Origin of the sequence: Nocardia coubleae NBRC 108252, assembly GCF_001612805.1 — a bacterium.
GTDB lineage: Bacteria > Actinomycetota > Actinomycetes > Mycobacteriales > Mycobacteriaceae > Nocardia > Nocardia coubleae.
Window position 1 is genome coordinate 892,263 of the sequence record NZ_BDBD01000011.1, and the last position, 24,410, is coordinate 916,672.

The 24,410-nt window shown below is 64.4% G+C and carries 23 protein-coding genes; 8 read left to right on the plus strand and 15 right to left on the minus strand.

The genetic code is table 11. The features are described from left to right. A complete protein-coding gene (locus NCO8_RS13220; protein ID WP_067639313.1) occupies positions 1 to 1,500 on the minus strand; it encodes a CoA-acylating methylmalonate-semialdehyde dehydrogenase in 1,500 nt (499 codons plus the stop codon). A gap of 213 nt (positions 1,501 to 1,713) precedes the next feature. Here NCO8_RS13220 and NCO8_RS13225 point away from each other — a divergent pair, with 213 nt between their 5' ends. Continuing rightward, positions 1,714 to 2,874 carry an acyl-CoA dehydrogenase family protein gene (locus NCO8_RS13225; RefSeq protein ID WP_067639315.1) on the plus strand — a complete coding sequence of 387 codons (1,161 nt, stop codon included), beginning with the start codon at positions 1,714 to 1,716 and terminating at the stop codon, positions 2,872 to 2,874. A 399-nt stretch (positions 2,875 to 3,273) separates the two neighbouring features. Here NCO8_RS13225 and NCO8_RS13230 read toward each other — a convergent pair whose 3' ends face one another. Then, a complete protein-coding gene (locus NCO8_RS13230; protein WP_067639317.1) occupies positions 3,274 to 4,284 on the minus strand; it encodes an AraC family transcriptional regulator in 1,011 nt (336 codons plus the stop codon). 173 nt (positions 4,285 to 4,457) lie between these two features. Between NCO8_RS13230 and NCO8_RS13235 the strand changes: the two genes are divergently transcribed. From NCO8_RS13235 to NCO8_RS13255, 5 genes are all read left to right on the plus strand, one after another. After that, positions 4,458 to 5,864 carry an aldehyde dehydrogenase family protein gene (locus NCO8_RS13235; protein WP_067639319.1) on the plus strand — a complete coding sequence of 469 codons (1,407 nt, stop codon included), beginning with the start codon at positions 4,458 to 4,460 and terminating at the stop codon, positions 5,862 to 5,864. 43 nt (positions 5,865 to 5,907) lie between these two features. Then, positions 5,908 to 7,557, plus strand: coding sequence for an acyl-CoA synthetase (locus NCO8_RS13240; protein ID WP_067639321.1), 1,650 nt, complete (start codon positions 5,908 to 5,910; stop codon positions 7,555 to 7,557). Further along, a complete protein-coding gene (locus NCO8_RS13245) occupies positions 7,554 to 9,050 on the plus strand; it encodes a flavin-containing monooxygenase (RefSeq protein ID WP_067639323.1) in 1,497 nt (498 codons plus the stop codon). The genes NCO8_RS13240 and NCO8_RS13245 overlap by 4 nt, the downstream gene beginning before the upstream one ends. After that, complete coding sequence (locus NCO8_RS13250) at positions 9,047 to 9,508, plus strand: SRPBCC family protein (RefSeq protein WP_067639325.1); 462 nt, start codon at positions 9,047 to 9,049, stop codon at positions 9,506 to 9,508. The genes NCO8_RS13245 and NCO8_RS13250 overlap by 4 nt, the downstream gene beginning before the upstream one ends. 186 nt (positions 9,509 to 9,694) lie before the next feature. Beyond that, positions 9,695 to 11,056, plus strand: coding sequence for a wax ester/triacylglycerol synthase family O-acyltransferase (locus NCO8_RS13255; protein WP_067639326.1), 1,362 nt, complete (start codon positions 9,695 to 9,697; stop codon positions 11,054 to 11,056). A gap of 261 nt (positions 11,057 to 11,317) precedes the next feature. On the opposite strand, the gene NCO8_RS13260 is transcribed toward NCO8_RS13255, so the two are convergent. The 4 genes from NCO8_RS13260 to NCO8_RS13270 all read right to left on the minus strand — a co-directional run bounded on the left by NCO8_RS13260 (position 11,318) and on the right by NCO8_RS13270 (position 15,575). Next, positions 11,318 to 13,261 (minus strand): linalool dehydratase/isomerase domain-containing protein, encoded by a 1,944-nt coding sequence (locus tag NCO8_RS13260; protein WP_157104898.1) that lies wholly within the window; start codon positions 13,259 to 13,261, stop codon positions 11,318 to 11,320. Between the two features lie 28 nt (positions 13,262 to 13,289). Then, entirely contained in the window at positions 13,290 to 14,123 is an 834-nt protein-coding gene (locus NCO8_RS13265; protein WP_067639329.1) for an SDR family NAD(P)-dependent oxidoreductase, read from the minus strand. Next, positions 14,120 to 14,548 carry a hypothetical protein gene (locus tag NCO8_RS31305; RefSeq protein ID WP_157104899.1) on the minus strand — a complete coding sequence of 143 codons (429 nt, stop codon included), beginning with the start codon at positions 14,546 to 14,548 and terminating at the stop codon, positions 14,120 to 14,122. Before NCO8_RS31305 ends, NCO8_RS13265 begins: the two co-directional genes overlap by 4 nt. Positions 14,549 to 14,936: 388 nt before the next feature. Next, a complete protein-coding gene (locus tag NCO8_RS13270) occupies positions 14,937 to 15,575 on the minus strand; it encodes a TetR/AcrR family transcriptional regulator (protein WP_067639331.1) in 639 nt (212 codons plus the stop codon). 247 nt (positions 15,576 to 15,822) lie between these two features. Here NCO8_RS13270 and NCO8_RS31310 point away from each other — a divergent pair, with 247 nt between their 5' ends. Then, positions 15,823 to 16,125 carry an MlaD family protein gene (locus NCO8_RS31310; protein ID WP_312032644.1) on the plus strand — a complete coding sequence of 101 codons (303 nt, stop codon included), beginning with the start codon at positions 15,823 to 15,825 and terminating at the stop codon, positions 16,123 to 16,125. Positions 16,126 to 16,135: 10 nt separating this feature from the next. Here the strand turns inward: NCO8_RS31310 and NCO8_RS31840 are convergent, their stop codons facing one another. Further along, entirely contained in the window at positions 16,136 to 16,360 is a 225-nt protein-coding gene (locus NCO8_RS31840; protein ID WP_167353261.1) for a hypothetical protein, read from the minus strand. 122 nt (positions 16,361 to 16,482) lie between these two features. Here NCO8_RS31840 and NCO8_RS13280 point away from each other — a divergent pair, with 122 nt between their 5' ends. Further along, positions 16,483 to 16,911, plus strand: coding sequence for a hypothetical protein (locus NCO8_RS13280; protein ID WP_067639333.1), 429 nt, complete (start codon positions 16,483 to 16,485; stop codon positions 16,909 to 16,911). Positions 16,912 to 17,272: 361 nt separating this feature from the next. On the opposite strand, the gene NCO8_RS31315 is transcribed toward NCO8_RS13280, so the two are convergent. The 8 genes from NCO8_RS31315 to NCO8_RS13310 all read right to left on the minus strand — a co-directional run bounded on the left by NCO8_RS31315 (position 17,273) and on the right by NCO8_RS13310 (position 24,402). Next, positions 17,273 to 17,671, minus strand: a complete 399-nt coding sequence (locus NCO8_RS31315; protein ID WP_157104900.1) for a hypothetical protein — start codon at positions 17,669 to 17,671, stop codon at positions 17,273 to 17,275. 197 nt (positions 17,672 to 17,868) lie between these two features. After that, positions 17,869 to 18,363, minus strand: a complete 495-nt coding sequence (locus NCO8_RS13290) for a hypothetical protein (RefSeq protein WP_067639337.1) — start codon at positions 18,361 to 18,363, stop codon at positions 17,869 to 17,871. A 180-nt stretch (positions 18,364 to 18,543) separates the two neighbouring features. After that, a complete protein-coding gene (locus NCO8_RS30620) occupies positions 18,544 to 19,032 on the minus strand; it encodes an MFS transporter (protein WP_084457026.1) in 489 nt (162 codons plus the stop codon). Between the two features lie 70 nt (positions 19,033 to 19,102). Further along, entirely contained in the window at positions 19,103 to 19,321 is a 219-nt protein-coding gene (locus NCO8_RS13295; RefSeq protein ID WP_067639339.1) for a hypothetical protein, read from the minus strand. A gap of 1,492 nt (positions 19,322 to 20,813) precedes the next feature. Continuing rightward, positions 20,814 to 21,455, minus strand: a complete 642-nt coding sequence (locus NCO8_RS31320; protein WP_157104901.1) for an acyl-CoA dehydrogenase family protein — start codon at positions 21,453 to 21,455, stop codon at positions 20,814 to 20,816. Positions 21,456 to 21,509: 54 nt separating this feature from the next. Next, positions 21,510 to 23,258: an amidohydrolase gene (locus NCO8_RS13300; RefSeq protein ID WP_167353278.1), complete on the minus strand. Its 1,749-nt coding sequence runs from the start codon at positions 23,256 to 23,258 to the stop codon at positions 21,510 to 21,512. A 260-nt stretch (positions 23,259 to 23,518) separates the two neighbouring features. Then, complete coding sequence (locus NCO8_RS13305) at positions 23,519 to 24,043, minus strand: flavin reductase family protein (RefSeq protein ID WP_067639343.1); 525 nt, start codon at positions 24,041 to 24,043, stop codon at positions 23,519 to 23,521. 11 nt (positions 24,044 to 24,054) lie between these two features. Beyond that, positions 24,055 to 24,402, minus strand: a complete 348-nt coding sequence (locus NCO8_RS13310) for a cupin domain-containing protein (RefSeq protein WP_067639345.1) — start codon at positions 24,400 to 24,402, stop codon at positions 24,055 to 24,057. Positions 24,403 to 24,410 lie beyond the last annotated feature (8 nt).

Here is a 24,410-nt window from a genome sequence, read left to right on the forward strand (position 1 = left end):
TCAGTCCATCGTCGGGATGACGAACGCGTTGGACTCCTTGAGCCCCGCGGGCCAGCGCTGGGTCACCGTCTTGGTCTTGGTGTAGAAGCGGATCGAATCCGGGCCGTGCTGATTGAGATCACCGAAACCCGATCGCTTCCACCCACCGAAGGTGTAATAGGCAATCGGCACCGGGATCGGCACGTTGATGCCGACCATGCCGACCTGCACCCGGGCGGCGAAATCACGGGCGGTGTCGCCGTCGCGAGTGAAGATCGCCACGCCGTTGCCATATTCGTGCTCGTCGGCCAGCCGCAATGCCTCCGCGTAGTCGGCGGCGCGCACCACGGTGACCACCGGGCCGAAGATCTCCTCCTTGTAGATCCGCATATCGGCGGTGACCCTGTCGAACAGTGTGGCACCCACGAAGTAGCCGTCCTCGGCACCCTCGACGACCAAACCGCGGCCGTCGACCACCAGTTCGGCGCCCTCGTCGACACCGATCTGGACGTAGTTGTTCACCCGGTCCACTCCGTCACGGCCCACCAGCGGGCCGAAATCCGCGCCGGGATCGTCGGATCGGCCGACATTGAGCTTGTGCACCCGCTCGGTCAACTTGGCGACCAACCGATCCGCGGTCTCCTCCCCCACCGGCACGGCCACCGAGATCGCCATGCAGCGCTCGCCCGCGGAGCCGTAACCCGCGCCGATCAGCTGGTCGGCGACATCGTCGAGGTCGGCATCGGGCATCACGATCGCGTGGTTCTTCGCACCCCCGAAGCACTGGGCCCGCTTGCCGTTCGCGGTCGCGGTCTCGTAGATGTACTGCGCGATCGGGGTCGATCCGACGAAGCCGACAGCCTTGATCCGCGGGTCGCGCAGGATGGTGTCGACGGCTTCCTTGTCGCCGTTGACCACGTTGAACACCCCCGGCGGCAGTCCCGCCTCGAGGAACAACTCCGCCAACCGCAACGGCACCGACGGGTCGCGCTCGGAAGGCTTGAGCACGAAGGCATTTCCACACGCCAACGCCGGACCGGCCTTCCACAGCGGGATCATGGCCGGGAAATTGAACGGGGTGATGCCCGCGACCACGCCGAGCGGCTGACGCATCGAGTACACGTCGATGCCGGTGCCGGCGCTCTCGCTGTACTCACCCTTGAGCAAGTGTGGGATACCCACCGCGAACTCGATCACCTCGAGGCCACGCTGGATATCGCCCTTCGCGTCGGCGATGGTCTTGCCGTGCTCCGAGGACAGCAAGGCCGCAAGGCTGTCGATCTCCGCGTTGACCAAGGTCACGAACTTCATCAACACCCTGGCCCGCTTCTGCGGGTTGAGCGCCGCCCACACCGGCTGCGCCGCCGCGGCGTCGGCGATCGCCGCCTCGACTTCGGCAGTATTCGCCAACGGAACCGTGGCCTGCACCTGGCCGGAATTGGGGTCGAACACGTCACCGAACGCGCGCGAAGCGCCCTTGACGTGCTGACCGTGGATGAAGTGTGTGAGTTCGCGAACCATGTCTGCCCTCTTCAGTCGAGGTCATCGCCCGAAGGCGAATCCAAAGGAAGTCAAATAGTTGGATGCCCAAGTATTTTCCAACCTTCGCAACTTGTTGGCGCTCTGTCAACAGTTGCCATACAAGTCCTTCCGCCCTACCTCGGCCGCTGTTGACAAATCGCCAACAGTGGCGTCACGCTTTACGCCGAGCGCCGACCAACGAGGAGAATCCTGATGAGCACTGCCCCAACCGGCCATGCCCCCGACGACCGGTCAGAGCTGCAAAGCCTTGCCGAACTGGCGCGCAACTTCTTCGTCGACACCGTCGCTCCCCACCGCGAAGAGTTCGCAGAACAGGGTTACCCGAACCGGGAGGTGTACCGGCAAGCAGGAGAACTGGGCCTGCTGTGCATGTCGGTTCCGGAGGAGTACGGCGGCGGTGGCGGTACCTTCGCCCACGAGGCGGTGCTGTTCACCGAGCAGGTCAAAGGCGGCGATTCCGCGATGCAACTCGGTGTACACACCGGCATCGTGCCGCACTACATTTTGTCCTACGCCTCCGAGCAGAACAAGAAACGCTGGCTGCCGAGGCTCGCATCCGGCGAGTGGATCGGCGCCATCGCCATGACCGAGCCCGGCACCGGCTCCGACCTACAGAACATCAGCACCAAAGCCGTCAAGGACGGGGACGACTACCTGATCACCGGCGCCAAGACCTTCATCTCCAACGGCCGCAACTGCGATCTGCTTATCATCGCGGTGAAAACCGATCCGGCTCAGGGCGCGAAGGGGGTCTCGCTGGTAGTCGCCGAAGTCGCCGACGACACACCGGGATTCGAGCGCGGCCGACTGCTGAAGAAAATCGGCCAGAAGGGCCAGGACACCACCGAACTGTTCTTCGACGGCCTGCGTGTACCGCGCGCGAATCTGCTCGGAACCGCCGAAGGTCAGGGATTCATCCAGCTCATGCAACAACTACCCCAGGAACGCTTGATTTGCGGCGTCGCAGCCGCGGCGGCGATCGAGGCCGCCGTCGATGAGACACTGACCTACGTCAAGCAGCGCACTGCGTTCGGTAAGCCGTTGTTCGCAATGCAGAACACCCGATTCGAGCTCGCCGAGTGCGCGACCATCGCCGAGGTGGTCCGCACATTCGTCGACTCCGCGGTCGACAAGCACCTACGTGGAGTCTTGGACGTAAAAACGGCCGCTATGGTCAAGTACTGGACCACCGACCAGCAATCCCATGTGATCGATCGGTGCGTCCAGCTGCACGGGGGATATGGATACATGGAGGAGTACCCGATCGCACGAATGTGGGCCGATGGACGCATCTCCCGTATCTACGCCGGAGCCAACGAGGTCATGAAAGATCTCATCGCACGCTCTCTCTGACCGGCAGAGCGACCGGTCACGCTCTCCCCATGGACATTCGGCCGCGTGAAACAAGCGGTGTCCACGAACTACCTCGCCCGGCGTGTAGGCGTACTGATGGTGTATCTCGGCAGCGCCCCCTGCCGGCTGCCATGATGGGCTCATAACTGACCGAACTCGGGTGTTGTATGCCATCGTGACGGGCGCACCGCCAGCTAACACGGTGAGTGGGAGGCCGCGCATGAACGGCAGCAACGAGCCGAACTCATCCCATACCGCGGCGAGGCACGCCGAGGTGGTCGAGTCGGCCGGCGCCCTCACCGAAACCGAGATCCCTCGCGCCGGCCAGAAATGACCTCGGCGCGGAGCCACTCCACGCGATAGCTTCACGGCGAGCCGACGCCCTCGCCGGTTCCGGCTTCAGCGGCGATCGCGAGCGAAGCGCCCTGGAGTCGTCCCAGTCCACCGGGTGAAGGCGTGGGTGAAACTCGATGCGTCGGCATAGCCGAGGCGGACTGCTACGTCTTCGACCGTGGTGCCGATCCGCAGGAGTTCTTCGGCCAGGAGTTGACGCGTTTCCGCGGCGAGTTCACGGTAGGAGGTGTTCTCTTCGGCCAGGCGGCGATGCAGCGTTCGGACGCTGATGCGGAGTTCGGCGGCGACCTGTTCCTGGTGGGTCGTGACGCCGCGGGTGAGCAGGATCTCGCGAACCTTCGCAGCGATGCCCTGGCGCGCGAGGCGTCGTTGCATGATGTCGGCGGCTTGACGTTCCGCGATCACCGCGGCGTGCGGGTTGGCGTGCGGCAGTGGTAGATCGAGCACGTCCTGGGTGAAGGCGAGCCGAGTAACCGGTGCGTCGAATTCCGGCATCGTCCCCAGCAGCTCGACGTACTCGTCGGTGTATGCCGGCTGTGGGCAAGACAGTTCTACGCGGCTCGGGGGCACGGTATGGCCGAACACTTCCCGATCGACGGTGATGGTTTCGGCGATGTCGCGTTCGAGCAGAAAGGTGCGGACCTCGACGGGCACCGCAGAGTAGTCGATAGTCGCCACCGCCTCGGATTGCCGTTCATCGAAGCGCCAGCGGGCGAACGAGAAGCCGATGTCCATCAGCTCCACCCCGACCCGCCAAGCGTGGCGCACCGTCGGACTGCTGATCACAGCGAAGGCCCAGATGCCATGGGCCAGCAGATGATATCGGCGGCCGGCCGCGAGGCCGAGGGCGGGCACGTGTCCGAGGGCGGCGACGACGTTCTGCACCAGGCGTAATTCCTGGCGAGCCAGGATCTCCGCCGCCGGGTCATCGAGATCACCAGGGGTGATGCCGGTGTTGTCGAGGCACTGAGCCACGCTCATACCCTGCTCGGCCGCGAGATCGGTGAGGATCACCGCGCTGGCGATCGAGCGTTGCAGATTGAGCCGATCGGTCATGGAGTGATCATCACCCTCGTGTCCGAAATTAACAAGTATTGACTGTTCTGCTCATGGAATCCCCGGCCTCGCGTCCCTAGCCTCGGTGACAGCCGACACATACAAGGGACCGGGTGATGCAGACCAATTTTATGGAGGGACCGCCCGCGCACAGCGGCCGATCATCCATCGACGTGCCAAACCACGTCGAGCAGCTTCGTGCCGCACAACGCGAATGGGAGCAATCCGGCGTGGCGGCGCGCATCCATTGGCTGCGCCGCTACGCGGAGTGGCTGCTCGACAACCAGGACACGATCGTGGCGCAGCTGGCGTCCGAGGTCGGCAAACCGCTGATCGAAGCCCAGATCGAGTTCATGGTGCCGATCGAACTGATCAACTATCTGACCGGCACGACAGTGCGGTGTCTCGATGCCGAGCGGGTCACTCCGGCGAATCTGCTCGGAGCTCTGAAGACAGCCACCGTCACCCATCGCCCGTACCCGGTGGTCGCCGTGATCACGCCATGGAACTTCCCCCTCGGATTGTCGTTGTGTGATGCGATTCCGGCCCTGCTCGCCGGCGCCGCGGTCGTAGTGAAACCTGCTCCGGCGACGCCGGGCAGCGTGATCACCGCGGTGTCGGGATGGGGCGACATCGGCGCGCCTCCGGTGTTCTCGGTGTTGGCAGGTGACGACACGATCGGGCGCGCACTGGTCGACGAGGTCGACTATGTGCAGTTCACCGGGTCCTCACGAACCGGGCGTGCCATCGCGCAACGCTGCGGGCAGCGACTGATTCCGTGCGGACTCGAGCTGGGCGGCAAGGACCCCGCGTTGGTGCTGGCCGACGCCGATCTCGACCACGCCGCACGAGGAATCGCCTGGGGCGCCCTGGCGAATGCGGGGCAGATGTGCACCTCCATCGAGCGGGTCTTCGTCGAGAAGCCGGTGTTCGAGCAGTTCGTGGCCAAGCTCGCCGCGCACGTCGATTCGCTCCAGGAAGGCCGAGATCTGAGCGCCCTGGTGACTGCCGACCAGTTCGACATCGTCGTGGAACATCTCGACCAGGCGGTGGCTGCGGGCGCGAGTGTGGTGTCCGGCGGCGGCCACGATCGGTCACGACGTTGGGTGCAACCCACGGTTCTGATCGACGTCGACCCGTCGATGGCGTGCATGCGGGAGGAGACCTTCGGCCCCTTGATCCCGGTGCTGGCCGTAGCCGATGAGGATGAGGCGGTGCGGCTGGCCAACGACAGCGACTATGGCCTGTCGGCGAGCGTGTGGTCGAGCGACCGCGCCCGCGCCGAGCGGATCGCCGCGCGGCTCGAGGCCGGCGCGGTGAACATCAACGATTCCCACGCCAACGTGTTCTTGCTGTCGGCACCGATGCACGGGTGGAAGCAGTCGGGCCTGGCCGGCCGTTTCGGCGGCCGCGACGCCGTGCTGAAGTACTGCCGCCCGCAAGCGGTCACCGCCGCACGAATCCCTCTCTCCTATCAGCGCCACCTGCTCTGGTTCCCCTACAGCACGGCGGCCACCGCAGTGCTGGGCCGCACGTTGCGCGTGCTGGCTGCCCGGGGCACCCGCAGGTGGACCTGGTGACGATCAGCCGCCGCTGGGCGCACTCCGATCAGAAAGTCGAACAATGCCGTTGACCTCCAACAGAATTCGCGAGCGACTCCACACCGCTGCGGCCGATGCCAGCGCGGTGGCCACGCTGCACCGCTCCGGCGTCATCGATCTCACCCGCCCCGATCGTGTGCTGTGGACAGCACGCAGTAATCGGCGCTATGGGCCCCAGGCCACACTGATCATGAAGGCTGCCAAGGAATTTCCCGATGCGCCTGCCCTGGTCGACGAGCGCGGCGTCCTGACCTACCGCGAGCTCGACAAGCAGTCCAACGCGTTGGCCAACGCCTTGCTCGCGCGGGGCTTGCGGCCGGGATCTGTGATCGGGGTCCTCGCGCGCGACCACCGCGGTCTGGTGCTGACCATCAGCGCGGCAGGCCGCGCGGGCCTGCGGCTGGCGATGATGAACACCGGATTCGCCAGACCACAGTTCGCCGAGGTCGCCGTGCGCGAGAAGGTCCGCGCAGTGCTGCACGACGAAGAGTTCACCGACCTGCTCTCGGCGCTGCCCGCCGACCTACCTCGGCTTCTCACCTGGACCGACTCGGCACCCACAGTTTCGCTCGGCACACCGACCATCGATGGCCTGATCGCCTCTGCCGGAACCGAGTTGCCTGCTCCGCCCGAACGACCAGGTGGATTCATCATCCTGACCAGCGGAACCACTGGCCTGCCCAAGGGTGCGCCCCGCACCTCGTTGAGCCCGGTCACCAGCGCGATGTTCGTCGATCGAATTCCGTTTCCGCGTCGCGGCACCGTGCTGATCGCCTCACCGATCTTCCACAGCACCGGATTCGCCACCTGGACCATCGCCGCCGCGCTGGCCAACCAGGTGGTCACCATGCGCCGTTTCGATGCGGAAACGACCTTGGCCACGCTGGCGGCGCATCGGGCCGAGATGCTGGTCGCGGTACCGACGATGCTCAATCGCATCCTCGCGCTCGGCACCGAGGTACTCGCCCGCTACGACCTGTCGGCGCTGCGGGTGATCGCTGTGGCGGGGTCGGCGGTGTCGCCCGAACTCTCCGAACGGATCCAGGACGCGTTCGGTGAGGTGCTCTACAACCTGTACGGCTCCACCGAGGTCGCCATCTGCTCGGTGGCACAGCCTGCCGAACTGCGGCTGGCGCCCGGCACCGTCGGCCGCCCACCGGTGACAGCGCAGGTCGCACTGTTCGACGACAACGACCGTCGAATCGAGCGCCCCCTGGTCAAGGGCCGGATCTTCGCACGCACCGCGGCGCCGTTCGAGGGCTATACCGACGGACGCACCAAGCAGATCATCGACGGGTACATGTCCACCGGAGACATGGGCCATTTCGATCGCCACGGCCTGTTGCACGTCGACGGCCGAGACGACGACATGATCGTCTCCGGTGGCGAGAACGTCTACCCGCTCGAGGTCGAGAACCTGCTCGCAGCCCTTCCCGGCGTCCACGATGCCGCCGTCGTCGGTGTCCCCGACGGCGACTTCGGCAAACGCCTGCGCGCAGTCATTGTGGCTGCGCCCGGCTCGTCGTTGGACGCGCACGCGGTCAAAGATCACGTGCGCGCGCATCTGGCCCGCTACAAGGTGCCGCGCGACGTGATCTTCCTCGACGAGCTTCCCCGCAATGCCACCGGCAAGGTGGTCCGTCGTACCCTCGAGAAACTGGACCTGGCATGAGCAGCAACGGAATCCATCCCGTCATCGCCCCGTCGGTGGCGATCATCGGCTGCGGATTCGGCGGACTGGCCGCGGCGATCGAGCTGCGGCGACACGGCATCGACGACTACACCGTTTTCGAAAAGGGGGACGGGGTCGGCGGTGTGTGGCGCGCCAACCACTACCCCGGCGCCGCCTGTGATGTCCCGTCGTCGACCTACTCGTACTCGTTCGAACTCGAGTCGGAGTGGTCGCAGCGGTTCGGCACGCAGGATGAGATCCGGGCCTATCTGGAGCGAACCGCCGCGAAATACGGAGTCACGCCGAAGATCCGCACCAACAGCGAAGTGGTCGCGGCGACCTTCGACGAGCGAACAGGCCAGTGGCTCATCGAGCTGGCATCGGGGCGGCAGCATCGATTCGATGCCGTGATCTGCGCTACCGGCCAGCTCTCGCGGCCCAAGGTGCCGGACCTGCCAGGCCGGGACACCTTCCAGGGTCCGCAGTTCCATTCCGCCGAGTGGGACGACTCTGTCGACTTGACCGGCAAGCGAGTCGCCGTCGTCGGCAGCGGGGCCAGCGCCGTACAGATCGTGCCGGCGATCGTCGATCAGGTGGCCGCGCTGCACGTGGTCCAGCGGTCTCCGAACTGGATCGGCAACAAGTGGAATCACAAGACCAGTCCGGGCATTCGCCGGCTGCTGCGCACTGTCCCCGGGTTGGCGCGAGCCCAGCACAACCTGGAATGGCTCTGGTACGAATCTCGGGTACCCCTGATCTACAACCGGTTCGATCCGCTGCGCGTCGGCCTGCACGCCTGGTTGCGGTTCAAGATCCGCCGCGAGATCTCCGATCCAGTACTGCGTCGCAAAGTCACCCCCGACTACAAGGCCGGCTGCAACCGGCTGCTGCTGTCGAGCGACTGGTATCCAGCCCTTGACCGCCCGCACGTATCGGTGCACACCCACGGCGTATCCGAGGTGACCCCAACCGGACTTGTCCTCGCCGACGGCACCACCGTCGAGGCAGACGTGATCGTGTGGTGCACCGGTTTCTCTGCCACGGAATACCTCGCCCCCATCGACATCACCGGTCGGGACGGGCGCAAATTGCACGCCGAGTGGAAGTCCGGGCCAGAGGCCTACCTGGGTGTCACCGTGTCCGGCTACCCGAATCTGTTCATGATCTACGGCCCGAACACCGGCTCGCTGACCAACACGATCATCTTCCTGCTCGAAAAGCAGGCCCGCTATGCGCGGATGGCCATCGAGTACAGCGCGCGTTCAGGGAAATGGCTCGACGTTCGCAAGAATGTCCAGAACGAGTACAACGAGCGGTTGCAGCACCGGCTCTCGCAGACGGTCTTCACCAGCGGCTGTGCCGGCTGGTATCACACCCCCGACGGCAAGGTCGTCGCAGTCTGGCCGGGGTCACACATCGCCTACGCGCGCGCAACGGCGCGCGTGGATCTGTCCGCCTATCAGACCGGAATCCGTGAGGTAGTCCAGCAGTGATCGTCGCACGCCGTGCCATTCGCGCACCGATCGAGAGCGTCTTCGACTGGCTCGCCGACGCAACCAACTACCCACGGGCGCTGGGCATTCGCCACGCCCGGCTGCTCGCCGCGGGATCCCACGATCGCTTCGGTGTTCGCTCCCGTCGCGAGGTCGCCACGCTCGGGGGCAGTTTCGTCGAAGAGATCGTCGAATACCGGCGGCCCAGTCGCATCCGATACACCGTCCTCAGCAGCCGCCCATCACTGCCACATCGTGGCGGCACAGTCGTACTCGCCGAGACAGCGGCTGGCACCGAGATCACTTGGTCAATCGATCTTGTATTCACCACGCCTCTGGTAGGCCGACTGCTGACCAGCGTGATCGCGGCGGCGATGGGAGTCGGATTCCGACTCATCTTGCGCGCCGCCGAACGCGAACTGACCGCTGTACGCACCGGACCGCGACACCAGCGTTGAAACGCTCCCATCCAGCACAACGGTCAACGGCGATCGGTGTGATGTCCGCTCCCCTTCCGGCATCGGCCGACCACACCCCACCCGAAAGTCGAGGACTCGTTGACCATCAGCGCCTACCAGCCGCCGGTTCCAGCGGCCGCCGTCCCCCGCGCAAACCCCCGCACCGGTGCTTCACCCCGACCGAAGATGGCGGTCACCGATCGGGTCTTCTTCGCCGCGGAGTCGCGACGAAGCCCCCAGCACGTCGGGGTGCTGGTGCGCTTCCGGCTCCCCGACAACGCACCGGCGACCTACATCCGTGACCTGGTCTCGGCCATGCGGGCAGTCGACACCGTGGTGCCTCCGTTCAACTACTGCCTGCGGTCCTCGCCGCTGCAGACATTGCTGCCTGCCTGGGACAGCCTCGACTCCGATCAGGTCGACCTCGACTACCACTGCCGCCATGTGGTTCTGCCCGCACCGGGTGGGGAGCGCGAGCTCGGTGCGTTGGTGTCGAACCTGCACTCCCAGCCGCTGGACCCGGAGCGGCCGTTGTGGGAGTGGACGGTCATCGACGGATTCGATCAGCCCTGCTGGGCACTGTATTTCAAGGTGCACCACGCCCTGATGGATGGCGTCGGCGGCGGCATGCGCGCCCAGGAAATGCTCAGCACAGACCCGCTCGACCCGGTGGTGCGACCGATCTGGAGCCTGGCGCCGACACAGCGTCCGAACCGGGCCCGCGCACACGCCCCTCGGCGCGGCATCGGTCACACGCTGGTCGTCACCGCGGCGCTGACCCGATTGGCCGGCCGCATGATCCGCGACCAGCGCAGCGGTCAGACAGATCTGGCGGTACCGTTCTTCGCCCCACGGACGGTGCTCAACGGTCGCATCGGTGCCCAACGCAGATTTTCGACCCAATCCCTCGAGCTGGCCCGAATCACGGCGGTCGCAGCGGGTGCGGGCGCAACGGTCAACGACGTCTTCCTCTCGATCGTCGGCGGCGGCCTTCGCCGCTACCTCGCCGAAGTCGGCTCTGTGCCGGTGCGGACGTTGACCGCGGGCATCCCGGTCAACGTCCGCACCGACGACGACGGACACACCCGTAACGCGTTCACCATGACAGTCATGAACCTGGCCACCGACATCGCCGATCCGGCCGCCCGGCTGGCCGCGGTCCACAGATCCAGCAACCGTGCCAAAGCCGAATTGCGTCGCCTGCCTGCCCATGTCATCCCACTCTCGGGCGGCTCGTTCATGGGACCGTTCGTGCTGCAGAACCTGCTCGGCCTCGGTGGCCGCACCGCCCCGCCCTACAACGTCGCGGTGTCGAATGTGGCGGTATCCGGCCAGGACATGTTTATGGCCGGTTCCCGCATGGAAGCAGCGTTCCCGCTTGCCATCGCCTTCCACGGCGTCGGTTTGTTCGTCGCGGCGTTCACCGCAGCCGGACGCTTCAACATCGGGTTCACCGGCGACCGGGATTCTCTGCCACATCTACAGCGCCTCGCGGCCTATACCGGCCAGTCCTTCGACGATCTCGAAGCCGTCTGCGGACTGAACTGAAAATTTTGTATCCCGGCGACCGGCAGGTCGCCGGGATACAGATTGTTGTTGCCATGAGAAGCCACGCACACCCCGAAATGCAGTTGTCCTGTGCCGATCACACGACCGACACAGGACAACGACGGAGTAATCAGCGTTGCGGTGTATCCGACGGTTGCCAAGCGGCCGCGTCGGACCGGTCACGTCGCCGCAGTCGGGCGGCGACCAGTCCGATGACTGCGGCGACGGTCACGCACAGTGGGCACATTCGACTCGATCCTTTCAGCTCGCGTCCGGGGTTATCCGAACCTCATGACGACCATCGAGGTCGACCTGGATGCGGGCGGTACCGTCCGCCGCCGCGACCACACTCTCTTCGACCCCGCCGCGCACGCGATACGTACTTCCCGGACGCAAGCGGTCCAAGCCGAGCGAGAAGCGCCCAGCTCCATCACCTGGCAGCAGCACCAGATCCAGTGCGGCACCGTCGGTGACCGCACGGGCGACCAGTACGTGGGGGTAGCTGGCCTCGTCGAGAATCGGCCCGCGCGCCCAGGCTTCGGGCAGCGGACGGTTGACCCGGTCAAAGTGAGCGTTCGCGCGCCCTGTCCCAGCCAATAGCTGACCGAGATTGGCTTGCACGGAGGCGGCAGCGAGCCTGCGTACTCCACGCTCGACCACCGGGCGCCCCTCGACAGCCAGTCGGGCGGCGGCAGCCGCGGCGATCTCGGTATCGCCGAGTTCGGTAGCAGCGGCCTTCACCCAGAGCAGGGCGCCGACGTTGCTGCGGCGGTAGTTGCCGGTGTCGATGTTGTCCCAACCGCTCAGTTCGGCGTCGAGTCGTCCGTCCGCGCCGACCGCGAGTTTCTCGTGCCGCAGGATCTCCCATTGGCGCCGTGCGATGTCGGGGAACACCGGGGCCAGCTGCCAGATCACACTGGCATCGGAGAGCACCGAGGTCATCGCGGGCACGGTGAGCCCGGTCCATTTCGATCGCAAGCCGATTGTGCGTCCGTCTACGCTGAGAAATTCCTCTTCGAAGCCGCGTCGGAAGCCCGGCAGGACCGCAGCGGCGTGGTCGGTGCCGTAGAGCCGGTCGTGGATGGGCAGTGGCAGCACGCCGAACCCGTTGCACAGCGCGTAGATCCAGTTCGGCTCGCACGGGAACAACCCGAACGACGAAGCGGCGAAATTGTCCGCCAGGATCTTGGTCAGCGAATGCAGGTCGTAGTCGTAGCGCATCCCCCGCGGGTGTCTGAAGGAAATCGAGCCGGGCTCGGCATATCGGTGATCACCTGTCGTGGCTGTGTATCCGGCGATCAGGTTCGCCAGCCAGCCCGAGACCATGATGTCGTCGCGCGGAATCGGATCCGGGTTATAGCGCAGATGGCCCCACAGACTCTCCTTCGACCAGAAGGCCCAGCAGATGCGCTCCTGCCACTTGGCGATCGTATTGCGTTGCCCCAGCGAGAGATAGCCGTGAAAGGCCGGGGTGTGGGAGTACTGCACCGAGGTCAGCGCGTATCCACAGATAGCGACCTGGTAGCGGATCGAGGACGTCTGGAACTGATCGATGCGATCGAAACCGGCGAAGTCCGGGACCGGCTGCAGGGCGCGGTCCAGAGCGAAACGCATTTGCGCCACCTGCTCGGCATCCAGCTCGGGAACCTCCGGAGTCGGTGCCGAGCGGGGAAATTCCACGACCGAGGTGGTGGGGTTCTGCAGTTGCCGGAGATATTCGTTGCGAGCGCCGCGCCGGGCAAGGGCTTTGCGAAATGCTCTGCGCCGCAATACAACTGCCACACCGAGTCCGGCGGCAGCAGCCAACGGTACCGCTGTCTTCGCTGTGGGCACCCGCACCTCGTGCCGCGCGGCGGTCACTGCCGTTCCGGCCCAGACCGCGATCGGCGCGAGGACGTTGCCGCTGCCCAGCCACAACCCCAGCGAGGTGGCGAATCCGGCCTGCGTCGCCAAGAATCGCCCCGGCTTGCCAGCGGTGAGATAGCCCGCACCGGGCAAGACCATTCCGGTGCCCGCGTTCACCGCCCGACCACGGCCCCATCTGCCCAGGGCCGCACCAGTTCCGGCCAGCACGGCATATCCGGCGAGGGTCCGGCGTAGACGGCGAGTCGTGACGGGGCCGTCCAGGCGGCTCCGCGGTGGGATCAGAGCAGGCCCCTCGGTGACCGTGGGTGGGGGGAATCGGATGTCTGGCGCGATTGTCATCGGCATTCCTTCGGTTGTGGATCGGCGTTCAGCTGCGGCCGACTCGGGTGTTGTAGGCAAGGCGAGCGGTCAGGTCGGAATCGCGCAGTACGGCGTCTTCAGCACCCAGCGCCCGGGCCAGGGCTTCACCGACCCGCCGCGGCAGCAGCTGCTGCAGACGCAGCAGCACACCGAAGCTGCGCGGCACATAGATCCGTGGACGCGAACGTCCAGACTCGAGGGCAGCCACCACCGCCTCTGCCACGTCCACGGGCTCGACGTTGGGCACACCTTTCGGGCCTCTGATTCCGGTGGCCAATTCAGTGTTCACTGCACCGGGCAGCACACAGGAGAACAGGACCCCCGAGCGGCGGAACTCCAGCCGCGCGGCATCTGCGAAACGGATACTGGCGGCCTTGCTGGCGTTGTAGGTCGCCAAACCAGGCACAGCGGACTCACCCATGGTTGAGGCAATCGTGACGATGTGCCCGCCGCCGCGCGGGACCATCCGTGCCATAGCGAATTTGGCGCCCAGTACGCCGCCGAGCGAATTGATCTCGAAGATTCGCCGGGTCACCCCGTCGGGTTCGGAGAGCAGCGGCCCGGCGGGCATGATGCCGGCATTGTTGATCAGGACATCGACAAGACCGAGTTCGGACTCGACCGAATCCAAGAATCGCCCCCATGACTCGGGATCCGTCACGTCCAATCGCCCGGCCAGCGCGGCTCGGCTAGCAGACCGCGCGCCCTCCAGAGCGCTGTCGTCGATGTCACCGATCGCCACCAATGCCCCCCGGGCCACCAGCTCGGTCGCCAACGTCAAACCAATTCCGCGAGCACCTCCGGTCACCACCACGACCCGACCGACCAACGTGTACTTCATTTCGAACTCCCTTGTCCGACCGAATGATCAAAGCCTGCGGTGCGCGCCCGCCGGGCCACCCATCCGACCCACACCAGCCCAGGAACAACACTCACCACCGGAATCACCCACGTCGCCGCCTGCCAGAGGTGTCCCGGATGCGGGCTGTGACTCAACGACACCGCCGCGATCGCGAACCAGATGTAGGCGCACACCGACCACTCCCCCCGCCCCGCCAGCCAGACCAGCAGAGCTGTCAATGCCACGAGTTCGGGCCAATGCCCGTAGTAGGCCAGCCCACCTCCCGGAGCCATCAGCCCCAGCCCGAACGACGTCAGCCGGGCATTCGACGAAGCCAGAACACAGACTGCGCCGAGCACCCAGAACAGGGCGAACGCCAGCCGATGACACGAAGACAGTGCAGCGCGTCGCGAGTTTCTCGACATAGACAGCTCCTGTGACCTGACCCAGCCCAGCACATTGACGTGAGGGGCCTCACCATCATCCGCCGCCAATTGACACGCTGTCAAGACATAGTGTCAATGTCAGGTGAATGGTGAACCGGGATCAGCGCGGGCCAACGCGGGGAAACCAAGCGACACGAGAACGGTCTAGGCCACGCCAGAAGATCCAGGGAAGCGACAGCGGCGCGATAGATGACTTCTCCGATCAGCGATTTCGAAAGCACGCACGCAGCAGTCGACCCTCGGTCGCATCACCGCAGTTCAGCTCATGGATACACGATCAACGGCCGACAAGGGCAGCCAGCACGCACCCACCGACCAGCACCAGCGCACGCCGAGAATGAGCCGACCCCTCGATGCGCACACTGAATCACTGATCGTCGAAGAGACTTTCGAGGTAGAGGGCGCTCCAGATGATCTCGGCCAACGATCGAGCAATCACAGAGTCGTTCTCCGGCGGAGTGACCCGCACCATCTGATGGCAGACACGTTCGACCATCCAGGTGAGCGCGCCCGCGACCGTTTCAGCAGGCAGTGCGCGGATGGTTCCGGCGGACTGACCGCGGTCGATGACCTGGCGGGTGGCGTCGCTGATCGAGTTGATCATCGTCGTGTAGTCGTCAGAAACGCGCTCGTCGTACGCGGCAGCTTCGATCACCGCCGAAATGAGGAACTGATGGTCGCGGTAGACCGCGACGATGGCGGTGGTCGCGGCCAGCAATGCGTCGGCGTCGTGCAGTTGCTCGGACTGCCACCATGAGCGTGCGGCGAATTCGATGTCGGCCAAGACATGGGTGGCCAGCCCCCGCAGGAGATCACCCTTGTCCTCGAAGTGGACATAGAACGTGGCCCGCGATGTTCCCGCGGCGCCGGCGAGCTTGTCGACACTGAGGTCGGTGTACGCGTGGCCCTCACGCATGAGCTGTTCGGTCGCGGCCAGGAATCGCTGCGTCCACTCGACACGGCGGTCCTGCCGGCGCGACTGAGTCTTGCGTGTTACCGAGGCCATCGTCTTCTCCGCTCGATTCCCGTCCGCCACGTAGACCAAGGCTAACAACAGCACGTCCTGACACTATGTCTTGACATGATGTCAGGCAATGTTCCATGCTGGTGACACCCCTCACGTCTACGTGCTGGCTGGCCTAGATCACACAGGAGCTGTCTATGTCGGGATCCCCGGCGCACGCTGTGAAGACCCCGCATCACCGGCTGATGACTGCCGCGTTCTGGATGGCCGACCCGGTGGCGGGTGGGGCATGAGTATCCGCAAGCCACTGATCAGCTTCAGCGCCTTCGCGGTCGTCTCGGTGCTGGTCATCGCGGGTGTGTGGAATACGCTGGCCCGAACGGTCGACGGAGACACCCGCGAGTACACCGCGATCTTCACCGATGTACTCGGCCTGCGGCCCGGCGACGATGTCCGCATGGCGGGCGTGCGCGTCGGCAAAGTCGAGGAGATCGGACTCGACGACAACTACAACGCCAAAGTGACGCTCATCGTGCAGAGCGACCAGACGATCTTCGACGACACCAAGCCCTTGTCCGCTACCAGAATCTGATCGGCCAGCGCTACATCGCGCTGGCCCCTGGCAAGGCGCAGACCACCTCTCTGGCCTCCAACGCCGACCGCAACCGCCGTTCTTGTTCGAGAAGGTCGGCCCGGCCTTCGAAGTCCATCGCGATCGCCAGCGCGTCACTACAGTTGGCGGGGCCCGACCACTCACCTAAACCCCACCACAGCAGTCGACGCTCGTCGGTCGACAGTTCAATCTCCACAAGGTCATCTGGTTGCACCGGTTAAGGGTGAACTACCCGAACCAGAACGGCCAAAAGTGGGCCCCCACGATTCTGCCGTAGCGCAAGTAGTGCAAGCCACACAACCAACGAGTGCATGAAACGCCTTCAGTCGAGCCACCATGGATAAGCTCACCGGCGTGCCCGAACAGAACAACGAGGATCGACTGTCCGCTCCCTACAGCTGGGATCATCTCAGCGACGACCCCAGCGTCTGGGATCGAGTGCGCGCCAACCATGTTCTCGGACAACGCTTGACCGGAACCGTCGCTCAGATCCCACGTCCGGGCGCGATTGGCATCTTCATCGACCTGGGCCTTCCCGTCAGCGGATTCGTCGATGTACTGCTGCTTCCCAACAGCACAAGCAAATGGCCCATCGAGGGCACCGTCACAGAATTCCTCGTCTGGTGGATGGACCCGAACAGACCACAAATTCGCCTCGTCCCTGCCGAATCCTGCTACCGCCGAGAAGACTTCGCCACATGGTGCCTGGCCCATGCTCCGTTAGGCGACCCGCGAGTTCTCGACCAGTTTAGGTTCGACCCCTGAGGCACTCGGTCCCAACGAAATCCCCTCACCCCACCGACCGGCATGAGTGGCAGTAGGGCTCCATCCTTGTGTACGCAACTCGGCATTACAGGATGCCTGACAGGCTCGGTCATAGCGACGTGGACGCAGACGCAGACCGATTACTGCACGGGAGAGGCTGACTTGTCGTCTCCCCTCGGCCGTCGAGGAGTGTGTAATCAATATCTCACTCCTTCAAGCCGTGTCTGTTCGCGCGCCGCACGCTACGGTCTCCGACCACGCCCGCCGCCAGGCCGACTACCGGCTGGCCTGTCTACGTGGGGATGAGGGCTTGGGGCCCCGGAAGTGGGTTGCGCCCTGAAGGAGTGCCGAATCTCGTACCTCACTGCGCAAACGTGCTATCCAGCGAATATCCGATAATGCCGATGACAGAGTCATCAGGTCCGTGGAGCCGTGAGGGCATGTCCTTGCCAGTCTGTGGGCTCTGGGAGTGGTCCAGGATCGGTGCACCACGCGATGAATTCGGCCACGTGTGTGGGCGGATCTCGTCAGGAAGGCCGAACATCGGGCAGCGAAAGCGGAAAGCTGGGCCGTGCTGGGTCACTCCGCGAAACTCGGGACCCAGCACGGTGACATGCCGGGCTTCCTCGTCTTGGTTCAGGACGTAATTGAGCATGATCCGTCTATCGTCAGTCGCAACCCTAAGGCTCGCTGCACCGGGCGCATGATAGTTCTCCAAGTCTTCGCGGACCCACCATAGGAATTCGCGATAGCCCACCACGATCCTTCCTTGCGATTGCCATGTGCCAACGCTAGAACACCGGTGCAGTGAGCCACGTAATTTTCGTCGGTCGGCACTAAAAATGCCCGGTCACGGTACGCGCAATCCCTTTGCGCCGGCGAAAAGCAGACACCGTGATCATTGTTGCAATGCCCGGATGCGGTGGTCTATCTCGGCGGCACGCGGAAGAAGAACTATCAGATTCCTAAATCTACTGGATCCGCAAGCAGCACCACGCGGTCGGCTGCCGGGTCGAACCCGAGCAGTGGGTAACCATATTGGCCCTCGGCGCCCATAAGTACTGGCTTTCCCAGTCGACGGCCGAGCACGCATACGAAGTCGCACAGGATGTCCACCCCAGCCTGACCTTGCAGCTCGCGAAGGTCCAGGTCGAAATCGATCTCCGTGGCGGACATCGCACGGAAGATCATCAGCACGCCTGGGACGGGCCGGACATACAGCGAGACACTCTCCTCCGCATCTGCGGGGCGTGGCAGTACCTCCGCGGCAAGAGGCAGCGGTCGAATGGTGTCGTCTTCCCTGTAGTCCCATTGCCACCCACTGGACTGGACTAGATCGAATACCGCCTGCCAGTCCTCGACTGAGGCGTCCGGCACCCACACATCCGGCAGGGCACCCATCAGGTTGGGGTCAAAGAAGTTCTTGACGTCGTCCCACAGCAGATCTGGCATCCGGCCATGCTGCCAGGGCGCGCTATCGGACTGCACCCTGATTTCATCACTCCGAGGAAGGAGCGGCCACAGCTCGGCGAACTGGTTACATCAAACTTTCACCGTCACGAGCCACCGATCGACCTAGCCGTCGACACCGAAATCAATTGACCAGTCCGGACTGTGCTGAGCGCTCATCGATCAGATCGGGCAGGATCGAGTACGAAAAGGTCTGAGTCTCTGCGTATCCGATTCCCGCCACGCTGATCGCAACGAACACCCAGACTCCCGGGTATACCGCCGCCGCGGACAGCACCGTCGTGCCGGTCGCGCCGCTGTGGCGGACGCCAGCGACATCCCGGTTGCGATCACCGCGCCGGCCGTCACCGCCATCGCGGCGTACCCGGCGCTACCGCCGACAGCGTCGCGGATCGCCGGGCCTCCCGCGCCGAGCGCGAGGGTCGCGAGCGCGACCACCGCGATGCGGGTGGCGACGAGGCGGGTGCGTTCGTGGTGGTCGGGCGTGAGGTCAGCCGGAAGGGCGACATACGGGACCTGGAAGCACGAATACGCGATCGCGGTGGCAGTGAACATGACCAAGACCCAGATCGCCCCTACCGTCGGTGACTTGGTGGGGAAACGAGTCAGGCCGGGTTCCGATGACTTCTCGGGACCCGGCCTGACCTGCATCTATTGTGGAGCTAAGGGGATTGAACCCCCGACCTTCTCAGTTCGGGTACTCCCCTACTGGGCGGCCGACTTAGAAGGTGTAGTGCTTCGACAGAACCTGCCCGTTGTACTTACCACCCTGGCACACATGCTTCCAACCCTTCGGCTGATACATCTTCTGAACGACGATGTGCCCTCCACCTTTCACACAGAGCATGCTGTTGGAATCAGCCTGGGCCGCGCCGGCATTGATCACCACAACAGCAGTACCGATGAAGGTGCTCGCAACGGCAAAGATGGCTTTTCGCATGGGTCCTCCCCCGCCTCGGATCGATATCACTGTCCACGGCCGCGGAGCCTCCCGCCACGGTCATGGCTAGCGAATTGACCTGCGCAACATACCATTCCATGCAACGCCATGCCAGATCACTCCGAGGCTGTAGCCAGCGACCGATAGCACTCGAATCACCCCCCAACTCATACCGTGCGGGCCAACAACGCAACCGCATGCCGAAACCCAACAGAGAACGATCGTCGTGAACGACACGAGCCCCACCAAGCTCAACATTCAAACACCAGATCTCACCTCGAATGCACCGACACCATCGCGAAGACAGCACCCAACTCGAGGGCTCATCCCCGCTCGCGCGGGGAGCACGAGATGGTCGACGGTGCGACCGCGCGGGGCTGGGGCTCATCCCCGCTCGCGCGGGGAGCACACTAATTGACCTGCGCGTTTGCAGACCAACCAGCCAAATTTCATTCACTTTCGACCACTCCGAAGCCGAAATCACCAACACGGCAGACCAGCATCCGGTTCCACATACACACCACCTCATCACGCGCCCTCAGCAGCCACCGTCACACCGCAGTGCCACAGCACCATAGCCGTCCATCGAGCAGCATGCCGGTGCATCGTCACCACACCGACCGAGCACGGACGCCAGCGGACGACTTCTCGAAACCGCAGCAAAGCCGCGTCCGTAGTACTCGACCCAACACACATTAATCACACAGAAATAACCGGAAACACCGGGAAACGATGGGAAGCAACCAGACTTCGGCGCGCGCCGAAGTCCTGCTCTACCAGTAGTTTTGGGTACTTTCCGGTAGCTTCGAGTCGACGCGAACCGGCGTCAAGTGGTCGCAGGTTCAAATCCTGTCAGCCCGACAGTGAAAACCCCCTCTGACCTGGGTCGGAGGGGTTTTTCTTGTGTCCGGACACTTTGCGCAATTAGGCCCAAACCCACAGTTACAGCACAAAAATGACTCCAGGAGGGTCCACCAGACCGGCCAGGAGCACCTATTTCTCGCCCAATGGCGGCCCTGGACGACTCGTGCGAGTAGTTGTGTCTGGAATCACAGAGTTCGGGGACTCTGAGTTGCCGGCGGCCGCGAAACCGGGCGGAACCCTTCTGCCCGACGACGAAACCTGGCTCACCAGCCCAGATCTTGCCGCACGCCGGCACATGCCTCTCAAAACCATCGCCTGCTTGGCGTCGGCAGGAACCGGGCCCCGCTACAGCCATCTCGGCCGACACCGCAGATTGGGAAGACCAACGCCCCGAGGTCCAGCCGGCACGGCACCGCCGCCACCCCCCAAGCTTCACCACCGACGCCCCGTGACCAGTCGCGCCTTCAGGGTCGCCTCGGCAGCCGTCATTGCGCACTCCACCTGAGAAGAGAAACCGTGCCCGGACGACAAGCCCGACCTGTCGGGACCTTCGGCACCCCGTCCAAACCTCGCAAACAAGCCAATGGAAGCTGGCGTACGACCGTGCGCCACTACGGAGCCTGGCAAGTCACCCTGATCCAACGCTACGGCGCCACTGCCACCGAGGCCAGCAACAAACTCGCCGAGGCGATGCGCGAATTCCACGAATCCAGCCGAGCACGCTGGTGGCGTAGGTCGCTGCCAGCGCCGAGACCAGGTCGCGGCTGACCGTGCCCCGCTCAGCCATCAGGGTCCGGCCACCGGGTCGGCGTTGCCGGGCGTAGTTGATCGTCACCGCCAACCCTGCCCGCGCACCGGCGGCGGACGTGCCCGCCAGATCGAGTCGCCCCTGTCCTAGGGTCGTGATCGCCCGGTGGAACCGTGCCCGCACCGGCACTGTCGATGCCATCCCGTGCGCGCCCATCACGGCCCATGTCCCGCCGAGCAACCCCTCAGCGGGGACGAAGACTTTGTCGAATCGGATCAGCGCGTGATTCATTGGAGCCCAACCTTTATCGGGCAGAGCGGCGACACGCAAACCGGGTGTGAGCCCTTGATCTGTGCGCAACCTCAGGAGCAAGGGCAGAACACCTTCGTCACTGCCGCCGATGATCAATCGGGCGGTAACCACTCCGATCTTGGGCGTTGTCGGGTCGGCGATGTTGGGCATGAATTTCCAGTCCGGACGAATCGCAAGAGAACCCGTGTGCCCGGCATCGACGCCGGGCACACGGGTAGGAAAGGGAGAAACGTAGTCGAGCGAGGTCCTACTTTCTCGATGGGCTCAGTTGCTGCCGACGATCTCCTGCCCCTCGAAGTATGTCGCCAGAATCTTGGCCTCGCCGACGGACGTCTTGGGCAGGTCGAAGAGGTTGCGGTCCAAGACGACGAAGTCGGCCTTCTTACCCACTTCGATCGAACCGCGCTCCTGCTCCGCGAAAATCAGCGTCGCCCCGCCCATGGTGTAACTCTCGATCAGGTCGGCGAGCTCGGCGCGCTCCTGCGGATTCTTGGCTTTGTCGAGGTCAGCCTCGGTGGCCGTATCCACATCGAGACGAGTCATCCCAGCTTCCAGACCGGTCAGGGGGTACATATCGCGGGTGAAGGTATCGGTGGACGGGAAGTCGCTGGACGAGGACACCGTGACACCGGCATCGAGGTAGCTGCGAAAGATCATGGCGTTGTTCGCCTCTGGTGCGGGCGCGTCGTCGTACCAGCCTTTGCCGAACCAGGCCGGCTGCGGAACGGCGATCACGCCTAGGGCATTGAACCGAGTGAGATCTTCTGGGCGGACCCAGTCCAGGTGGGTGATGGCGTGCCGCGAGTCCCTGGTGCCGTTCTGTCGTGCCGCATACTCGAAGGCGTCGAGCACGTTGGCCTCCGGGTAGAAGCCTACGTTCCCGATTGCGTGCACATAGACTCGGAACCCCGCCTTGTCTGCCGCGGCGACGGTCTCGTTCAGTACGTCCTGCTTCCAGACCAGTTTCGCATCGCCCACTCCGTCGGCGAAGATCTTCACCGAGTCCAGCTTGAACTTGTCACCTCGGTACTTGTCGCGCATGTCCTGGAGGTGAGCGATCTGCTCAGGACCTTTGTTCTCGTCGGCCCATTGCGCGAGGTCGAACCGCACGGTGAGCTTCTTCTCGTCGTCGAGCTGCTTGAAGGCCTGTAGCAACGTCTCGGTCGGGTAGTGGACCGGAACGAAGGTCGACGTGATGCCGTCGGCGGCGGCGACCTTCTGCCATTCGAGAATAGTGTTCCGATATTGCTCCACGGTGAAATCAGGCTGGGGCAGTTTCGAGATCACAAGATTCTCAGCACCGAATTCCTCGAGCTCTCCGGTCGGTTCGCCGGTCACCGGATCGCGAACGATCGTCGCGCCCGCGGGATCGGGTGTGTCTTTGGTGATGCCCGCCAGCTCCAGTGCCTTGGAGTTGACGAGCAGGGTGTGATGACTGTTCTCGATAAACGCTACCGGTATGTCTGAGACCGCCTCATCGATGAGCTGTCTCGGCAGGACTCCCCGGGCGCGGGCATCGCTGTCGATATCATCCCAGCCCACGCCGCGCAGCTGTCGCATCCCCGGGTCTTCGGCTCGGAATTCGCGGATGGCCGTCTGCTTCGCTTCGACCGTCTTGTGCGGGTTGAGGCTGAGCCAGAACAGGCTCTCCGCCATCAAGTAGGCGTGGTTGTGACCGTCGATGAAGCCGGGAGTGAGCATTTTCCCCTCGAGATCAACGACTTTCGCTGCTCCGCGCTCATATTTCTCGGCACCGGCGTTGTCGCCGACGTAGATGATTTCGCCGTTGTCGACGGCGATCGCCTCAGCCCAGGACCGGTTGTCATCGACGGTGTAGACCTGGCCGTTCTTGACGACGAGGTCGACGTCGCCGGACTTCTCACTTCCCGAGCAGCCCGCCGTCATCCCCGCCACGAGGGTGGCGACGCAGGCGAGCGCGGCCACAACACCTCGGTTGACGGTCACGCCGGTGGGAGGTCTGGGATTGATAGATTTACTGGTGGCGGTTGCCATGTCGACTCCTGGGTCGCATCGTCGATACCTGACGATCCGCACTCCTCCGTCGACCTGGGCCTCAGGCGATATACCGGGGCGTGCAGATGGTGCTGCTGGGCTCGGTGGTTGTTGGCGCAACCACCGAGCCGCCGTGTGTCCTGCGTGTTCGGCTGTGCAGCCGACCACGCCCGGCCAGTTGTTCGCACGCACCGCTTCTGGTAGGCAGCGACCTGCCTCGGTGGTGTGCATTCGTGGTAGCGATCCCTACGCGGGTGCGCTCAGTAGAGCCAGGGCAGTTCGTCGTGTCCGAAGTCGTGGAAGTCGCCGAACCGGCCCGAGTAGAAGGCCAACCCGGTGCCGTCGCGCCATCGCATGTCGGTCACCTCGCCGTAGAAGACGCGGTGGTCGCCGATGTCGTGCGCGGCGTGCACCCGGCATTCGAGCTGAGCCAACGCGTCGGCGATGAGCGGTAGACCGGACCGGCTGTGGTCGACCGGCATGTCTTCGAATCGGGCGCCGCCGCGGGTGGCGAAGCGCCGTGCGAGGGCTTCCTGACGTGAACCGAGAATCGACACAGCGAAGGCCGACGTGGCGGCGATGGCGTCGGTGGTTCGGCTGCCGTGAGTGAGGGAGACCAGCAGGATCGGTGGCTCCAGGCTGACCGAGGTGAGCGAGCTGATGGTCATGCCGCAGGGGTTGCCGGTGCCGTCGTCGGCGCTGACGACGGCGACGCCGGTGGTGAATCGCCCCATGCTGCGTCGCATATCCGTTGGTGTCGGTGCGTGGAATACGGGGAGTGTCATGGGCTTTCGCCTTACTTGCTGTGGTAGCGCACTTCGAAGGTGACCACACCCTCGTCGGTGCGCCACGGGCCGTGCGGCATGCCGGGCGGGCGGCAGGCGTACATGCCCGCCGTGAAGGTCTCGCCGAGGGTGAGGTCGGTGAACGACCCTTCGAGGATGTACACCTCTTCCCAGAAGTCGTGCTTCTGTACGCCCATCGGGCTGGAGTCTGCGCCGGGCTCATAGCGCAGGATGCGCGTAGCGACGTTGCCCTCGGGGTCACGCGAGAGGATGCGTTCGGTGATCGCCGGGTTGTCGCCGGGACAGACGGTGTAGTCGACGTCGGTGACGGGGAAGAACTCGAATTCGGGCTTGGCCATTGTCGGTG

Coding starts and splice junctions, on each gene's coding strand:
- NCO8_RS13220 (WP_067639313.1), bottom strand. CDS start 1,500: ATGGTTCGCGAACTCACACACTTCATCCACGGTCAGCACGTCAAGGGC.
- NCO8_RS13225 (WP_067639315.1), top strand. CDS start 1,714: ATGAGCACTGCCCCAACCGGCCATGCCCCCGACGACCGGTCAGAGCTG.
- NCO8_RS13230 (WP_067639317.1), bottom strand. CDS start 4,284: ATGACCGATCGGCTCAATCTGCAACGCTCGATCGCCAGCGCGGTGATC.
- NCO8_RS13240 (WP_067639321.1), top strand. CDS start 5,908: ATGCCGTTGACCTCCAACAGAATTCGCGAGCGACTCCACACCGCTGCG.
- NCO8_RS13245 (WP_067639323.1), top strand. CDS start 7,554: ATGAGCAGCAACGGAATCCATCCCGTCATCGCCCCGTCGGTGGCGATC.
- NCO8_RS13255 (WP_067639326.1), top strand. CDS start 9,695: ATGGCGGTCACCGATCGGGTCTTCTTCGCCGCGGAGTCGCGACGAAGC.
- NCO8_RS13260 (WP_157104898.1), bottom strand. CDS start 13,261: ATGACAATCGCGCCAGACATCCGATTCCCCCCACCCACGGTCACCGAG.
- NCO8_RS13265 (WP_067639329.1), bottom strand. CDS start 14,123: ATGAAGTACACGTTGGTCGGTCGGGTCGTGGTGGTGACCGGAGGTGCT.
- NCO8_RS31305 (WP_157104899.1), bottom strand. CDS start 14,548: ATGTCGAGAAACTCGCGACGCGCTGCACTGTCTTCGTGTCATCGGCTG.
- NCO8_RS13270 (WP_067639331.1), bottom strand. CDS start 15,575: ATGGCCTCGGTAACACGCAAGACTCAGTCGCGCCGGCAGGACCGCCGT.
- NCO8_RS31310 (WP_312032644.1), top strand. CDS start 15,823: ATGAGTATCCGCAAGCCACTGATCAGCTTCAGCGCCTTCGCGGTCGTC.
- NCO8_RS13280 (WP_067639333.1), top strand. CDS start 16,483: ATGGATAAGCTCACCGGCGTGCCCGAACAGAACAACGAGGATCGACTG.
- NCO8_RS13290 (WP_067639337.1), bottom strand. CDS start 18,363: ATGCCAGATCTGCTGTGGGACGACGTCAAGAACTTCTTTGACCCCAAC.
- NCO8_RS30620 (WP_084457026.1), bottom strand. CDS start 19,032: ATGCAGGTCAGGCCGGGTCCCGAGAAGTCATCGGAACCCGGCCTGACT.
- NCO8_RS13295 (WP_067639339.1), bottom strand. CDS start 19,321: ATGCGAAAAGCCATCTTTGCCGTTGCGAGCACCTTCATCGGTACTGCT.
- NCO8_RS13300 (WP_167353278.1), bottom strand. CDS start 23,258: ATGGCAACCGCCACCAGTAAATCTATCAATCCCAGACCTCCCACCGGC.
- NCO8_RS13305 (WP_067639343.1), bottom strand. CDS start 24,043: ATGACACTCCCCGTATTCCACGCACCGACACCAACGGATATGCGACGC.
- NCO8_RS13310 (WP_067639345.1), bottom strand. CDS start 24,402: ATGGCCAAGCCCGAATTCGAGTTCTTCCCCGTCACCGACGTCGACTAC.